The following is a 15,731-nucleotide window of genomic DNA, read 5'->3' as shown; positions in this document are numbered from 1 at the left end:
TCACCTGCACCTTTCGGCGGGAGCGGTGAACATGGCGGTGTCCTGGTGACCGGTGCCGCCGATCGCCGGGTATCGGATGGCGAGACCGCAGACGAAGAAGTTGACGAAGCTGCCGTAACTGCTGGCTCGCCCCACCAGGTTGTAGGTGGTGGGCAGCTTCGCCAAAAGCAGCGACAGCGTGTCGGAGTCGGTGTTGAGGTTGCCTGCCAAGCGTTGCAGCTCGGTGATTTCGGCGGCGATGGCGGGCCGGTTGTCCTGCAAGGTTCGCGCGAGCTCGGCGGTCCCGGCGTCGATGCGCTCCAAGCCGGTGGTCAATGTGGTGCGGTCCGCATCCAGACCGCTGACGATCTGTTGCAGGTCGACCACCAACTGGTCGAATTGCGTACCGCGCTGCTGGATTACCCCGAGCGCGGCGGCAAGGCTGTCGATTGTATCGCCGATGACCTGGTCGCGGTCGGCCAGCGTGTTGCCGAGCTCGCCGATCTGCTCCACCAGGGTGGCGATGTTCTGTTCCTGACCGTTGAGCACCGCGATCAACGAGGCCGACAGCTTGTTCGTCTGGTCCGGATCCAGCCCCTGCAACAGTGGCTTGAATCCGTTGACCAAGCTGTCGATGTCGAGTGCCGGTGTGGTCTGGGTGACCGGGATCGGGTTGTCTTCGGAGCGCAATCCGGAGCGGTCGGGTTTGACGGCCACCTCGAGATACCGGTCGCCGACCAAATTCTTGTATCGGACCGCGGCGGTGGAGCTGGTCAGCACCTCGATGTCGCGGTCGACGGTGAAGGCCACCTCGACGAGGTGATCGCGGGCGAATTCGACCGACTTCACCTTGCCCACCGGAACACCGGCGACCTTCACGTCGTCACCGGCTTTCATGCCGGAGACGGAGGTGAACAGCGCGCGGTAGGTGCGGGTCGGCACGAAGCGCAGCTCGCCGACGAGCACGACCAGCATGGCCGAAATGATCGAGGTGATCGCCAGGAAGACCACCAATTTGAGACCTGCGTGGCGGGCGATCATCGGGTCAGTCCATAGATCAAGGACGCGAACGGGTTGCCGAGCAGATCCTCCGGCCCCTGAATGGGGCCGTAAACCGTTGTGCCGGTATTGAAGTCGGCGTGCCCGGCGGCCGGGCCGTCGGGGGTGTACGGGTATCCGTAGCACGAGGGTGCGTTATCGGCACCGTTCACAGGCAGATCCTTGTCGTAGCGGTAGGGCGCGTCGCCCAGGAGCAGGGTGCTCAGGATGTTCAGGCCCGGCCGACCACCGCCGAGCGCCCGTTCGAGGAGCTTGCGGTCCTGGTTGAGAGCCGAGAGCAGACACGGAAACGACGGCGACTGCTCGGCGAGCACTCGAACGCTCGGTTCCAGTGCCTCGACGGCGCCGATCAGCGGTGTCGCCGTCGCGTCGATAAATGCCTTGCCGGTATTGCCGAATTCGGTGAACGACAGCAGGAAGGCACTCAGGCTCGCCTGTTTCTCGACAATGGTGTTACCGGTGGTCGAGAGGTTCTGCAGGGTGGTCATGAAATCCGGTGTGGCGGCGGCAAAGGTGTCGAGATTGTCGGCGAGCAACGGGACATCGCGCCGCAATGTCGGAATGGCCTCATTGAACTGCCCGAGATAGCGATCCGTGGACACCAGCAGATCGCCGAACCGTGTGCCGTGCCCGCCCAGCGCCGTCCCGAGCGCGGTAAGCGTGGCGTTCACCTTTTGCGGCTCAACCGTTTTCAGAATGGTCAGCAATGCGTCGAAGACGTCGTTCACCTCGACGGGCACCTTCGAGCCGTCGATCACCGACCCTGCGGTCAGGGTCGTCTTCGCCGGTTGATCCGGCCAAACCAGCGTGACGAACTTGCGTCCGAACAAGGTGGTCGGCGCAATCTCGGCGCCGACGTTGGCTGGAATCCGGTGCGCTTGGCCGGGATTCAGGTCCAGCGTCAGCTTCGCCCGGTCGTTGTCGAAGTCGACGGCGCTCACCCGCCCGATGACGACGCCGCGCACCTTCACGTCGGATCCGGGACCCATCAGCAACCCGGCCCGATCCGCGACCAGGTAGACGCGTGTGCTCGCGATGAATTCGCCACTGCAGGAAGCGATGGCACCGGTCCAGGCGAGGGCGAATGCGACAAGAGCACTGATTCCGAGCAGCAAGGCGCGCCGACGCGAGACTTCGATGTTCATCCGGACACCCGCACCGTCGAGTGGACACCACCGTAGACCGCGACGCCGATGATCAGGTCGACGATCATGATCGCGATCAACGAGGTGCGCACCGCCCGGCCGACCGCCACCCCCACCCCGGCGGGGCCGCCGGAGGCGTGGTAGCCGTGATAGCAGTGCACCGACATGATGACAACTGAGAACACAATGACTTTCACCAGCGACCACACCACATCGCTCGGTACGAGAAAGACGTTGAAGTAGTGCTCGTAGGTGCCCGGCGACTGCCCGGACAGCACAATGCTGACGAACTGCGTCGACGCGTAACCCATGAACAGCGCGATGCCGTACAGCGGCATGATCGCGATCAGTCCGGCCAGGATGCGGGTCGTGACCAGATAGGGGACCGCGGGAATCGACATCACCTCGAGTGCGTCGATCTCCTCGCTCACCCGCATCGCACCGAGTTGCGCGGTGAATCCGGCACCGACGGTCGCGGTCAACGCGACTCCCGCGACCACCGGAATCGCCTCGCGCGTATTGAAGAACGCGGAAATGAACCCCGACATCGCCTCGACACCGACCCGCCCCAGCGAGTTACTGCCCTGCTGGCCCACCTCGTAACCGGCTGCGGCGGTGAGGAATCCGACGATGACGACGGTTCCGCCGATCACCGCCAACGCACCGGTACCGAGGCTCACCTCGGCGATGAGGCGGACGACCTCACCGCGGTAGCGGCGCAGCGTGCGCGGAATCCAACCGATTCCGTGCAGATGGAACGACAGCTGGTGGCCGAGGCCGCCTACCGCGTCGACCGGACGCGTCGCGGTCGCGGTGAGCCGGCGTCCCCACGACTTCTGCCGGAGCAGCTCGATCGCCCCCGGCTCTTTGCTGGTGGTGGTCATATCGATCCGTTCATTGCAGCCACAGCGTGGTGATGATGGAGTTGGCCAGGAAGAGCAGGACGAAGCTGAAGACGACGGTCTGATTGACGGCGTCACCGACTCCCTTCGGCCCGCCTTTGGCGTGCAGACCCAGATGGCAGGCGACCAGCGCGGCCAGCAACCCGAACACCCCAGCCTTGAGCTCACTGACCAACAGATCCGGTATCCCGGTCAACAAGGGAATTGCGGTGATGAACTGGCCGGGAGTCGCGCCCTGCAGATACACCGCGTAGAGGTAGCCACCGGTCAAGCCGACTGCCGTCACGAGCCCGTTGAGAAATAGCGCGACCGTCGTGGAGGCGAGTACCCGCGGCACGACCAGCCGTTGAATCGGATCGATCCCGAGCACCCGCATGGCGTCGATCTCCTCGCGGATGGTGCGGGCGCCGAGATCGGCGCAGATCGCGGTGGCTCCGGCCCCGGCGACAACCAAAACCGTTGCGACCGGTCCGATCTCGCGGATCACCGCGATACCGGCGCCGGCGCCGGATAGATCGATGGCGCCGATCTCGTTGAGCAGCACGTTGATCTGGAAGATCACCATCACGCAGAACGGGATCGCGATCAGCAAGGTCGGCAAGATCGAGACACTGGCGATGAACCATGCCTGGTGCACGTACTCCCGGAATTGGAAGGGCCGCCGCGGCAGCATCCGCCCGGTATCCAAGACGGTTGCGAAGAACTCCCCCACCGCGCGCGGGGCGACCGCTGCCGCAGACAGCATCCCGTCCCATCGCCCGCGCGAGGAAATCTCGCTGCCGGTGTCCACCATCGTCGAACCTTCCGATTATTCGAAAATCACTGACCGGGAAATCCGACGGTCACGCCGGGGAGAAATTGCTGGCCATGTCAGCGGCCGCGAACTCGCTCACGGCCCGGTCCGCAGCAGTGGAGGCTTCCAGCCGGTCGAGGATCGACGCGAGCTCACCGGCCGGAAGCGCGCAGGTCAACTCATCCTCGGGGAGGTTGGTTCGGGTCCGGCTGACCGCGCAACCGGGACTCACCGCGACCTGGCCGGCGTGGGCGAGGGGGACGATCACGCACTGCGGCTTGCGTGCCAGGGTGAGATCTGGGACGGCGCCGAGCAAAGTCATCAGGGCGGTCGGCGAGAGTTTTACCAGGACCACAGCTGGGTTTTCGGCCTCGGCCAGCGGTTGATAGGTGATCGAGGACGGGCGGAAGGGCAGTGCCGCGGCGGTCATCAGATCGGCCTCACCGACCCAGCCGCTACCGACCAGGGCGGCGGTGTCCGCGCCCGCGGCGGCCTGTTCCAGCGGGATCAGTCCGTGCGTGTAGCTGCCGACGCTGCAATGCGCGTGATCGGCCGCGACGGTGTCGAGGCGTTGCTGCTGCGCCGGTGTCCAGAAGCAGCATCCGGCCGGTTGGGCCGGCACCGGACCAGGCGCGTTCGTGGTGACGTCGAAGCTCACCGCAACAGGTGTTTCGGCAAGCCCGAGAAGCTCGGACAATCGACGGGCCGATACAGCAAACGTGCTCATGGGTAAGGCCTTTCAGGGGTGACAGGAAAGTGGTCACGTGTAGGTGAGGCGGATCCGGTGGGTATCGATGTCGAGGTCGATCGCCACCGCACCGGGTTGTGACCGGCGCCAGGTGCCGCTGGGGCGGCCGTCGACTTCCAGCGAGATCATCGCGTCGTACGGCAGGTTGTCGACCGTGAAAGAAGTCGGGGTCCCCCGACGTGACGGTGTCGCGGCGAAAGTGTCGATCTCGAGCACTCGGCGCCGAATATCGTTGTGGGTGCGCCGGATACCGATCGATGGATAGTCGAGGCCGCGCACTGTCGGCTCGTCGTACATCGTGTTGTTCGGGGAGTTGAAAACCCGCGACCAGGCACCGGGTTCGGCGCATTCGATCATCATCATGGTGGCGTTGATCTGGCCGCGCGGCCATTGTTCGTCCAGCCCGAGCCAGAACGCGAAGCGGCTGTCGTCTTCGCCGAAATACCTTGGCTCGAACCGACTTTCGGACACCGTGCGCAGGCGGTCCCAGGTGGTGGTGTCGCCGATTTCGCGAGCCATCCACAGGCCGATGGACAACATCTGCGGGTCGTCGGCCAACTGAACGACCGGCACCTTCGGGTTGTTCCAGCCCAGCTGCCGCATCGCCGATTCGTAGAGGTCGATCCCGAGTTGGGGGTCCTGCGGATAGATGTAGTGCACGAGGGTGAGCGCACTGTAGCCGTTCACCGGCCCGGGGAACGTCATCGTCGCGTTTTCGATCGGGTCGTAGAAAAACGCGACCCAATCGATGCGGCCTTGCCGGTCCCGTCCCATGTAGTGCTTCTTGGCGAAGGCGATCCAATCCAGGAACGGTTCGTTGAGCGAGGTGTGCAGCAGTGAGTCGTACATCTTGAGACCGAGACCGGCCGCGGTCACACAGAACGGCCAGATCTTGGTGTTCTCGCAGTGCGGGCCCTGCGGGCGCGCAGCCATCTGATCGGAGATGAACTGCGCCATCCGCTGATGTGTCCAGGTGAACCTGCGGTTCTGGTATCCGGAGACCTCGAACGGCGTGGTTTGAGTCGGCTGCCCCGACACATAGTGACGCATGCCGAGCAGCAGGTTCAGCCACCCGCGGTAGAAAAGATTGCCGTCGCAGCCGACCGGGTCCGGTTGCAGCCCCCACGGCTCGATGCCGTTGCCGGTCCAGCCCGGAAGGGCGTACCGGCCACGCAGGTGCTCGGGCACCACCATCAGCCATTCGGGCGGATATCTGTCGACATTCGGGTCAGGTCCGATCAGGGTGTTCCAGTCGATACCGCCCCAGAAGGTGACGTAGCGGCGGGCCAGTTCGTCGAGAATGCGGGTGTAGCCCTCGCGCCATGCCGGAGTCGCCTCCACCATCATGGGCAGCACATAACCCATCTCGGCCAGGTCGAAGCGCGGGAACGCGCACATCGGGGGCTCGCTGTAGCGGTCCCACCACGGATGCGGCTCCCCCTGATCGGACCAATCGTCCTCGGTGGTGGCCTTGTCCCACATGAACCGCAGCCAGCCCAGTGATCGGTCGTTCAGCCCTGCCACCGAGGTTGTCGTGCCATCGGCCGGAATCGAATGCTGCATCGTCGTGTCTGTCATGTCATGGCTCCGGCATGGGTTCGTCGGTGGCGGCGCGGATCATCGACAACTTGGAGCGCGCGTTCCATGCGGCCCGCCATGCGGGATCCAGGCGCAGGACAGCGGGCTCGATGACGATGGTCTCGGCCCCACTGGCGGCAGGGTCATGGGCGAGGTAGGCATCGGGTATCCGGTGGCGGGGTCCACTCGCGCGCCCGATCTTGATGAACTTGCGGGTCAGGCCGAAGAACCACAGCAGCACGAAGGCACTGCCGTGAATATCGACCGTGCCCTGGTGATGGGCGTCGACGAGCTTGTCGACCGCCTTCGGGGAGCTGAGGATGCGCAGCGCTTGACCACTCGAGCCGATACGCACCGCGCAGTCCGCGACGGCGGCATGCCCGGAATATGTTGTCGCGCGGCGCAATTGCCCATCGAAGACCCAGTGCCGGGCGACCCTGTCGCCAGCGGACATCTCGAAGGTCAGCGTGCGGGTTATCTGCGACCGCACAGACGGCATGAACCGGGATCCCCAGGCGATGCACTGCCCGAGGAACCACAGCAACAGGCGCATGGCCGCGTTCGACATCGGCTACCGCACCGTCCCGATGACCGACGCCGGCTGCAGGTGGCGGACCAGGAACTCCGTTTGATCGGCGACCAGTTGCTCGAACGCCTCCCCGAGGTAGAAGCCGAAATGTCCGGCGTCGTAGAGCCGAACATCGCCGCGCGGTGCCTGGCGCGCGTAGCGCTCGGTCTGCTTGGGCGGGGCGACCGAATCGGTTGCGCTGATACAGATCAGGATCGGCGCGGCGATGCGCTTGGCCGATCGGCCCGGCCGATACCGGATCAGGCTCGCGACGCTGCGGGCCGCGGCATGGTTGATCCACTGGTATCCGGGAGGCAGCAGTGCCTGCATGCCGGGCAGTGCATCGGGTGCGTTCATCAGGGCCATCTGGCCGGGTGCCGCCGCGACCGGAACCGAGATTGGATCCTCACCCCGTGCCGCCGCCAGCAGGTCGCGGGCCACGACGCGCAACAGCACCAGCGTCTCCCGCAGCCCCAGCCCACCCGCCGAAGCAAGTCCGTCGGTGAATGGACATTGGGCGACCGCCGCGCGAAGTTCCGGATGCCGGGCGGCGACCGAAATGGCATGTCCGCCACCGAGGGAGCTGCCCCACACCGCGACCCGGGCACGGTCGATTTCCGGCAGGCCGACCGCGTATTCGAGCGCGGCGTCCCAGTCGGCCAACTGCTGGGGCATCGACAGCACCTGACGTGGCGCGCCGCCGCTGTCGCCGAGATTGCGGTAGGTGAACACCAGTACCGCCAGCCCGGCCGCGGCGAATCGCTCGGCGTAGGGTGCCAGTCCCATCTCCCGAGTGGCACCGAGACCGTGCCCCATCACGACCACGGGCACCGGCTTATCGACGGCGACGTCCGGCAGATACAGCCAGGCCGAGCAAAAGGTGTCGCCGGAGGGGAAATCCACGGTCCGGCGACGGAATTTGTGTATTGCTTTTCGGGCCATTTTCTTCACTTCCTGGTTGTGGTGCCGAGCGCGGCACTGCCATGCCGAAGGGCCGCGTCGTATCCGCCGGGCCGATACAGCGGCAACTCACCGCTGTCCGCGGTCTCGCGCAGGTAGCGCAGCATGATCTCCTGCGGCTGCCGCTGCGGCAGCGATGCCAGGAATTCGGTGCGTTCGAGGTGCAGGCCCTGCGCCATCGACAGCGATCCACCGACATTCACCGCCCGCTTGATGGCGGCGATCGCCTCGGTCGGCCGGGCCGCGAGATGTGTGCCTCGTTCTACGGCCCGGGAAATGAGCCGGTCGGCGGGGACGATCTCGTCGATCGCTCCGATCGCCAGTGCTTCCTCGGCCGGGAAAGGCTTGCCCTCCAAGATCGCGACCAGCGCCCGGTGTGAACCGATGAGCCGAGGCAGGCGCTGGGTGCCACCGGCGCCGGGCGCAAAACCGAGCAGCACTTCCGGATGTCCGATGAAATAGTCGCCGTCGGCCATCAATCGCAGGTCACAGGCCCACGAGATCTCGGCGCCGACACCGAGCACCGATCCGTTGAGGGCCGCCACGAAGATCGTGGAGCTGGTGCCCATACGGAGCAAGGTCTCGTGCATGAGATCGAGCTGGACCGCCCCGGTCAACGGCGTCTTCCGCGCCACCCATCGGGTGAGCTTGTTGCGGCCGAACAGATGGGCGATCCGCGCCACCACATTTGTGATGCCGCGGCCCACCGGCGGTATGACCGAACCGTCTTCCTGCAGCCACGCCAGATCGGCATGGCTGATGAACCGCCCCGGATGCGACCCGGTGAACACCACCACGCGTACGTCGGGATCGCGGTCGGCGCGCTCGACGAGCTCGAACAATTCGGGAGCATCAGCGCGGCCGAACAGGCCCAGCTGATTGCCGACGAACCGCGCAAGGATAACCCCGCCGTCGAGTTCCTCGATCTGGATGCGTTGCGCCCCGGGGCGTGTCTGCGACATAGCGCTGATTCCTCCTTACCTACTCCGATGTGGGGAAACCGCACCGGGAAACGGGCGCAAGAACGAAGTTTGGAACTTCGTTATGAACTTGGTTATGGAAGATAGTGGACTGGGTCACATTGGGCAAGCGCCGTGTTCGCCGTCTCGATCCTTCGCCGATTCGAGCCGCACGGACGCCCGGTAGCCTCGTTTCACAAACCCACGGCAGTCCGAACAGGGAGGTGCGCGGCTCCGATGCCGAAACCAAGCAAGGAAGCCGCCACTCGATTGACGCCAGATCAGATCGTCGAACGGCTGGTCGAGGCGGCCACGAGACTGCTCGCCGAGAAGGGGCCGTCGCAGATCAAGGCACGGTCGGTGGCCGAGGCCGCGCAGGTATCGACAATGGCGGTGTACTACCACCTCGGTGGCGTGCCCGAGCTACTCCGAGCCGTCGTCGAGCAAGGATTCCGAGACCTCGGCCGAACCCTCGTCGCAGTTCCACCGAGCGAAGATCCGGTCACCGATCTGTTCGCGATGGCGCTGGCCTATCGCGGGTTCGCCCAAGACAATCCGCACCTCTACGACGCGATGTTCGGCCTCTCGACACGTGGAAGCTATCGAGCACTGGAAACCTTGAACTCCGGCGCCATCAGACGCTCCAAGGAATTCCAGTCGGACTACGCACATCTGGTCGAGACATGCGCTCGACTCGTACGCAGCGGCCGCGTTCGCAGCGACGAGGACCCCGACGCCATCGCCACCCAACTCTGGAGTTGCGTTCACGGATTCATCACGCTGGAATTGGGCGGTTCCTTCACCCACGTCCCCGACCCCGTCCGCTTGATACTGCAACCGATGACAGTGAACCTGCTGGTCGGGTTGGGCGACACCGCCGCGTCTGCGAACGCCTCCGAGACCACCGCGTCGCGCTCGCTGAGCATCGACTCGAACTAGGCGGACAGCCACCGAACGGCATCGGCATCGGCATCGGCATCGGCATCGAACCATGGCACCGCAATCGGCGGCGCTATTGCCTTCGATCTATAACGAAGTTATTCTCGGCTGATGCAACGAAGCTTGGCAGGTCGACGACTGGTAGTTACCGGAGCAGCACGCGGCATCGGGGAAAAGGTGGCACGTCTTGCCGCCGCCCGCGGCGCGCGCGTGGCCTTGATCGGACTCGAGCCCGAAAAATTGCGCGCACTAGCTGCCGACCTTGGTCCCACCGCATGTTGGCGGGAGGCCGACGTGCGCGATGGCACCGCGCTGCGATCAGCAATCGATGACTGCGCGGAGATCATGGGTGGCATCGACTTCCTTGTCGCCAATGCCGGAGTAGCGGCCTACGGGACCGTGCGGCAGATGGACGAGGCGTCGTTCGATCGAGTTCTGGACATCAACCTCAACGGCGTCTTCCGCACCCTCAAGCACGCGACACCGCATCTCGAGCGCACCCGAGGTCACGTGCTGGTCATCGCGTCCGCACTGTCCTTCATGCCCCTGGCAGGAATGGCCTCCTACGCTGCGAGCAAAGCCGGAGTCGAAATACTCACCCTGACGTACCGCCAAGAGGTGGCGCACCTCGGTATCACGGTCGGCGTGGTCCACCCCTCGTGGATCGACACCGATCTCGTCCGAGGTGCGGAAGCGGACCTCCCCTCTTTCCAGGGAATACGCGAAAAGCTGCCCTATCCGGGCAATGTCACCACGAGCGTCGACGAGGCAGCCACCGCGATCGTCGATGGACTCGCGCGCCGGCGTGCCCGCGTCTACGTACCGCGCGCGGTCGCTGTGGCCAACTGGGCGAAAGGCGCCGTGAACTCACCGCTGACCTGGCGTTGGGCGAGGCGCTTCGCGGCCGAACTGGTTCCGACCATGGAGCGTGAGGTCGCGGCACTGGGGCGTCATGACCAACTCACGCCGGGAGCCGACAAAACCCGTCCGGCACAACACCCGTAACCATCAGAAAGTGACGCCCTTGCCGCCTGGCTACGGACTATGCGATCGAGGCCACGCCGGCGGCCCTTGCTCATCGAGGATGTATCGGCCGAGGATTGAGCGCGTCGTAAGAGTGCAGTGCCGCCGCATGCGAGGCCTGTGCCCGTTCCCGCTCATCGCCGAGTCCGACCGAAAGGTTCACGCCCATCGGCAGCATCACCTGCACAACCGCATCGCTGAAATCGGCGAAGTGCTCAGCCAGCTCGAGGGTGATATAGCCGTGCACGAAGCTCCACAACTGGGCGGCGACGACTTCGGGTTCCTGCTGCTCGATTCTGCCGGAGTCCAGGAGCCGCTGGCACGCTTCGACCATGTGCGCGTAGGCGTCCCGGAAGGCTGGCGACCGCCCGCTGAAACGTATGTCGGAATCCCCCATCGGCCGATATGTCGCGCGCGTGGACAGACCGAACATCAGGTCATAGAGGTGTGGGTTCTCCCGGGCGACCCGCCGGCATGTCAACGCCATCGTGAAGAGATCCGCGATCGGATCCGCGGTCACCGGCATCCGGGAAAATGCCAGGTCGAGGTCCTTGAATCCCCGGTCCACGACGGCTCGAACAAGTTCGGGAATCCCACCGAAGTGGCTGTAGACAACCATCGTCGACAGCCCCGTCGCCGACGCCACCGTCCGCGCCTTGATGGCCGAAGGGCCCTGCTCGGCCAGCAGACCGATGGTCGCCTTGACGAGCCGCTCCGGCACGCTGTCGCTGGACGAATCTTCTGACACGTTCCTCATATTTCCACCTGACTCCACAGCCCGCCTCGCCCCGCGACGGTGCGACTATTGCCACGCATCCTGTAACTTCGTTATATTAGCCTTGTAACTTCGTTATTGGCAGCGTGGCCAGGCACCCGCTCGGCTAGCCGATCCCAATCAACTTGCACCACGGAGGCAGAGTCGATGAGACAACACAGCAAGGGGCACCTCGATATCGAGGACCGCGGCTCCGTTTTGATCGCGCGCGTCGATGGTGGCCCGCACGGGTTGTTCGGCCTCGAGATCGCCAACCAGCTGGAAGCGTTGGTGGACCGCGTCGACGGCGACCCGAGCGTGCACGCGGTCGTCTTCACCGGGGCGCATCCCGAGCGGTTCGTCAGCCATGCCGATGTCCGCTGGCTGCAGGAGGGAGGCGCTGCGGTGCCCCCGGTCAACCGACTCGGGGCCTCCGTCCTCGCTCGTACCGCCAAGAATGTGGACCGGGCCCGCCTGGGCCCCTTGGTGAACCGCACCCCGATGGGGCCCGCGGTCGAACTCGAGCGCCTGCACACGACGTTCCTGCGGATGAACCGCAGCGGCGTCATCTTCATCGCCGCTCTCAACGGTTCGGCTCTCGGCCTCGGGGCGGAGTTCGCCTGGGCGAACGACCTTCGGGTGATGGCCGACGGCGACTTCTTCATCGGCCAACCGGAGGTCCTCCTCGGCATCATGCCGGGCGGCGGTGGCAGCCAGCGCCTGACTCGCCTGATCGGCACTCACAAGTCCTTGGTCGCGATCCTCGAAGGTAGGCCGTTCACGCCCGCGCAAGCACTCGCCAACGGGGCCGTCGACGACGTGGTCCCACAGGACCAGGTCCTCGCGCGGGCGGTCGAACTCGCAGCCCACTTCGGCTCGCGGACAAAGGGATCGGTCGAAGCCATCAAGCGAGCGGTGTATTTCGGCGGGTCGATGTCGCTGACGGACGGCCTGCACGTCGAGCGCACCGAGTTCCTGGGCACCGCGCTGTCGAAAGACGGTCAAGAACTGATGCTCGACTACATGCAGAGCACTGAATCCAACGGTGAACTCCCCCTCTACAACCCGGACATCTACAAGCAAGCGCTCGAACTGGGCACTGTGCCCGGCCGTCGCTCGACGAACGGACGATGAGACCACCCATGGCCGCCAAAAAGCCCTTCACTCGTCAGGACGTCTACTTCTCCTCCGGTACCAGCACCTGTAGCGCGTGGCTCTACCTGCCGACCGGCGTCACCGCGCCACCCGTCGTCGTCCTCGGTCACGGCCTCGGCGCGACCCGCGAGATGCGGCTGGACGCCTTCGCCGAGCGTTTCGCCAAGGCCGGGATCGCCTGCCTGGCCTTCACCTATCGGCACTTCGGTGACAGCGGCGGCCAACCTCGCCAGCTGCTGTCGATCCAGCGGCAGCTCGACGACTGGGATGCCGCCATCGACTACGTTCGGAATCGCCGGGACGTCGACGGCGCACGAATTGCGGTCTGGGGCAGCTCCTTCGGCGGTGGCCACGCCATCACCGTCGCGTCCCGCCATCCCGAACTGCGGGCGGCCGTGGCCCAATGCCCGTTCACCGACGGTTTGGCCTCCGCGCTCGCGCTGGGCCCGGTCGCCTCGCTCAAACTTGCTCCGGTGCTGTTCCGAGATCTGACGGCCATGGTCCTCGGCCGCGCACCGGTGACGATTCCCCTGGCCGCACCCCCCGGTTCCCCGGCCCTGATGAACGCCCCGGACGCGCTACCCGGCTACCAGGCGCTGATCCCCAACGGGACGACGTTCGTGAACGAGGCTGCCGCGCGGGTCATTCCGACCATCGCCGCCTACCGACCCGGACGTGCGGCAAAGAACATAACCATCCCGATCCTGTTCTGCGTCAGCAACACCGACAGTGTCACGCCGCCCGCGCAGACCCTCCGATACGCGCGCACGGCGCCCCGAGGGGAGATCAAGACCTATGACGCGGGCCATTTCGACTTCTACCTCGGCGATGCCTTCGAGGCGTTGGTGCGTGACCAGGTCGAGTTCCTGACCCGCCAGTTCGCCCCGGCGCCCGCCCCTTCGATTCCCGAACCGGATCGCGTCACATCAAGGTAGGTACGCTCGCGATGAATTTTGCTTCTCTGCCCGACCGCCGCGCCGAGCTGGACCCGCATGGGCCCGCGGTCGCCGACGGGTCCCAGTCGCTCACCAATGCCGAGTTGCTGGACCGCGTTCAAGCGGCATCTCATCACCTTCGAGAGCTCGGGATCGGCCCCGGTGATGTCGTGGCCCTTCAGTTGCGCAACCGCCTCGAGTTCGTGCTGCTGCTGTTCGCGGCCTGGCGGCTCGGCGCCACTATCACCCCGGTCAATCCGAGCCTGACCGATAACGAGGTCGTTCGACAGCTCGACGACTCCGATGCCCGCCTGTTGGTGTTGGAGGACGACATAACCCCGGTCGGCGGCATCACCACACTCGCGGTGGGTGACCTGCACACCGAGGTGGCGGACATCCCTGAGTCGACGTCGGCACTGGATCTCCTGCATCGAACGGCGCTGGAGTGGGTACAGCAGCCGCAGGTCGACTCGTCCGCGCTGGCCCTGCTCATCTACACGAGCGGCACCACTGGCGTTCCGAAGAACGTGATGCTCGACCACGCCAACATCGATGCCATGGCGCTCATGGGAGTCGAGGCACTGGAGGTGGGACCGACCGACCGGTGCTTGTTGATCCTGCCACTGTTCCATGTCAATGGGATCGTGGTCAGTATCCTCACGCCGCTGCTCGCCGGTGCGAGTGTTGTCATCGCGGGCCGGTTCGATCCCCGAACCTTCTTCGATCTCGTCGAATCCGAGCGTCCCACCTTCTTCAGCGGGGTGCCGACGATCTACAGCATTCTTGCCGCGCTCCCGGACGGTGTCCGGCCCGATACCTCGTCATTGCGTTTCGCCGTCTGTGGCGCGGCACCAGCCTCGGCCGAGCTACTGACCCGATTCGAGGCCCGATACGGATTTCCCCTCATCGAGGGCTACGGGCTGTCCGAAGGAACATGCGGCACAACGATCAACCCGCTCGCGGGTCCACGCCGCGCCGGGACAGTGGGACTTCCGTTCCCGGGACAGGAGATTCGGATCGTCGACGACTCGGGCACCGAGGTCGCGCCGGGAGTGGATGGCGAGCTCGTCGTGCGCGGGCCCAACGTCATGCGCGGCTATCTCGGCCGTCCGGACGACACCGCGCGCGTCATCGCCGATGGCTGGTTGCACACCGGTGACATCGGCCATGTCGACGCGGAGGGCTATCTGACACTGGTCGGGCGATCGAAAGACATGATCATTCGCGGCGGCGAGAATATCTACCCCAAGGAGATCGAGGACGTCCTGGTCGGCGACCACTCGGTCCTCGAGGCGGCCGTGATCGGCGCACCGGACGAAAAATGGGGCGAGATCGTCATCGCCTACGTCCAACCTCGCCCGGGCTCGACGATCGATCCCGCCGCTCTGAAAGAGCTGTGCGCCCGGCAACTCACCCACTACAAACGCCCGACCACGTTCCTGGTGGTCGATGCCATCCCCAAGAACGCGGTCGGCAAGATCGACAAGGTCTCACTACGGACAGCCCACGCTCGAGCCGCTGGGTCGTGACGTCGTCACGCTCACGGGGTGCCGCGCCGCAGGATCCTGCGGCGGGACATTTTCAATGTGCGATGTCCAACAGCGTGAGGACATTCCTGATGCCCTCCGCCAGCACGTCGTCAGCGAGCTGTCGGTCGGCGAGCGCACGGGAAAGCTGCAAGGTCCCGGCCATCATGGCGAAAACACTGAGCACCTGGACGCGCACCGATTGCGGATCATCCGGCGACAGCAGGGCGGCGATGTCATCGATGACAGCCAACACACCGTCGGTGTACACCCGCCGGGTCGCATCCGAACAACGCCCGATCTCGTCGAGCAGCGCCGCCGAGGGACAGCCGCCTTCGCGGCTGTCACGATGCTCCGCCGAAAGATACCAACGCACGAATTGTTCCAGTCCGACACGGTCTCGCACCTGTGCACCGATACCGACACTCTGCTCACGCAGCTGATCGGCGACCGCGTTCGCGACCAGATCCTCCTTGGACGCGAAGTGGGCATAGAACGCGCCGTTGGTGAGCCCCGCATCCTTCATCAATGTGGCGACCCCCGAGCCATCGATGCCGCTGCGCTTGAACCTACGACCGGCCGCCTCGATGATCCGACGCCTCGTCGCTTCCTTGTGCTCACTTCCGTAACGCATCCCACACTCCTTCGACGCCAGCACAGCCATTTTGCCTCTAGCCGCTCCCGCTCGATTATATTATGATCATAATT

General features: G+C 65.1%; 16 protein-coding genes. 5 read left to right on the top strand and 11 right to left on the bottom strand.

The window, feature by feature from the left end:
* The 9 genes from OIE68_RS01850 to OIE68_RS01810 form a co-directional block, all read right to left on the bottom strand.
* A complete protein-coding gene (locus OIE68_RS01850) occupies window positions 1-1,020 on the bottom strand; it encodes an MCE family protein (protein WP_327097647.1) in 1,020 nt (339 codons plus the stop codon).
* Window positions 1,017-2,183 carry an MCE family protein gene (locus OIE68_RS01845; protein ID WP_327097646.1) on the bottom strand — a complete coding sequence of 389 codons (1,167 nt, stop codon included), beginning with the start codon at window positions 2,181-2,183 and terminating at the stop codon, window positions 1,017-1,019. Before OIE68_RS01845 ends, OIE68_RS01850 begins: the two co-directional genes overlap by 4 nt.
* The gene (locus OIE68_RS01840) at window positions 2,180-3,067 is read right to left on the bottom strand and encodes an ABC transporter permease (protein WP_327097645.1); all 888 of its coding nucleotides are present in this window, start codon (window positions 3,065-3,067) and stop codon (window positions 2,180-2,182) included. The genes OIE68_RS01845 and OIE68_RS01840 overlap by 4 nt, the downstream gene beginning before the upstream one ends.
* Before the next feature lie 10 nt (window positions 3,068-3,077).
* The gene (locus OIE68_RS01835) at window positions 3,078-3,830 is read right to left on the bottom strand and encodes an ABC transporter permease (RefSeq protein ID WP_327101552.1); all 753 of its coding nucleotides are present in this window, start codon (window positions 3,828-3,830) and stop codon (window positions 3,078-3,080) included.
* A 97-nt stretch (window positions 3,831-3,927) separates the two neighbouring features.
* The gene (locus OIE68_RS01830; RefSeq protein WP_327097644.1) at window positions 3,928-4,605 is read right to left on the bottom strand and encodes a DUF169 domain-containing protein; all 678 of its coding nucleotides are present in this window, start codon (window positions 4,603-4,605) and stop codon (window positions 3,928-3,930) included.
* Between the two features lie 33 nt (window positions 4,606-4,638).
* Window positions 4,639-6,204: a hypothetical protein gene (locus OIE68_RS01825; protein ID WP_327097643.1), complete on the bottom strand. Its 1,566-nt coding sequence runs from the start codon at window positions 6,202-6,204 to the stop codon at window positions 4,639-4,641.
* 1 nt (window position 6,205) lies between these two features.
* Window positions 6,206-6,772: a hypothetical protein gene (locus tag OIE68_RS01820; protein WP_327097642.1), complete on the bottom strand. Its 567-nt coding sequence runs from the start codon at window positions 6,770-6,772 to the stop codon at window positions 6,206-6,208.
* Between the two features lie 3 nt (window positions 6,773-6,775).
* Window positions 6,776-7,714 carry an alpha/beta hydrolase gene (locus tag OIE68_RS01815; protein WP_327097641.1) on the bottom strand — a complete coding sequence of 313 codons (939 nt, stop codon included), beginning with the start codon at window positions 7,712-7,714 and terminating at the stop codon, window positions 6,776-6,778.
* Between the two features lie 5 nt (window positions 7,715-7,719).
* On the bottom strand, window positions 7,720-8,694 hold the full coding sequence (locus OIE68_RS01810) for an enoyl-CoA hydratase/isomerase family protein (protein WP_327097640.1): 975 nt from the start codon (window positions 8,692-8,694) through the stop codon (window positions 7,720-7,722).
* Between the two features lie 234 nt (window positions 8,695-8,928).
* On the opposite strand from OIE68_RS01810, the gene OIE68_RS01805 reads away from it, so the two are divergent.
* Window positions 8,929-9,630, top strand: a complete 702-nt coding sequence (locus OIE68_RS01805; RefSeq protein ID WP_327097639.1) for a TetR/AcrR family transcriptional regulator — start codon at window positions 8,929-8,931, stop codon at window positions 9,628-9,630.
* Between the two features lie 111 nt (window positions 9,631-9,741).
* Window positions 9,742-10,635, top strand: coding sequence for an SDR family oxidoreductase (locus OIE68_RS01800; protein ID WP_327097638.1), 894 nt, complete (start codon window positions 9,742-9,744; stop codon window positions 10,633-10,635).
* Window positions 10,636-10,705: 70 nt separating this feature from the next.
* On the opposite strand, the gene OIE68_RS01795 is transcribed toward OIE68_RS01800, so the two are convergent.
* The gene (locus OIE68_RS01795) at window positions 10,706-11,410 is read right to left on the bottom strand and encodes a TetR/AcrR family transcriptional regulator (RefSeq protein WP_327097637.1); all 705 of its coding nucleotides are present in this window, start codon (window positions 11,408-11,410) and stop codon (window positions 10,706-10,708) included.
* A 165-nt stretch (window positions 11,411-11,575) separates the two neighbouring features.
* Here OIE68_RS01795 and OIE68_RS01790 point away from each other — a divergent pair, with 165 nt between their 5' ends.
* From OIE68_RS01790 to OIE68_RS01780, 3 genes are read left to right on the top strand one after another with little or no spacing between them, the layout of a single operon-like run.
* Window positions 11,576-12,541, top strand: a complete 966-nt coding sequence (locus tag OIE68_RS01790) for an enoyl-CoA hydratase/isomerase family protein (protein ID WP_327097636.1) — start codon at window positions 11,576-11,578, stop codon at window positions 12,539-12,541.
* Window positions 12,542-12,549: 8 nt separating this feature from the next.
* A complete protein-coding gene (locus OIE68_RS01785) occupies window positions 12,550-13,497 on the top strand; it encodes an alpha/beta hydrolase (protein ID WP_327097635.1) in 948 nt (315 codons plus the stop codon).
* Window positions 13,498-13,508: 11 nt separating this feature from the next.
* Window positions 13,509-15,026: a class I adenylate-forming enzyme family protein gene (locus OIE68_RS01780; protein ID WP_327097634.1), complete on the top strand. Its 1,518-nt coding sequence runs from the start codon at window positions 13,509-13,511 to the stop codon at window positions 15,024-15,026.
* 52 nt (window positions 15,027-15,078) lie between these two features.
* Here OIE68_RS01780 and OIE68_RS01775 read toward each other — a convergent pair whose 3' ends face one another.
* A complete protein-coding gene (locus OIE68_RS01775) occupies window positions 15,079-15,657 on the bottom strand; it encodes a TetR/AcrR family transcriptional regulator (protein ID WP_327097633.1) in 579 nt (192 codons plus the stop codon).
* Between the last annotated feature and the right edge of the window lie 74 nt (window positions 15,658-15,731).

Origin of the sequence: Nocardia vinacea (genome assembly GCF_035920345.1) — a bacterium.
GTDB classification, from domain to species: Bacteria; Actinomycetota; Actinomycetes; order Mycobacteriales; family Mycobacteriaceae; genus Nocardia; species Nocardia vinacea_A.
Note: the sequence above shows the minus strand (reverse complement) of the source record. Positions and strands in the feature narration are given on the sequence as shown.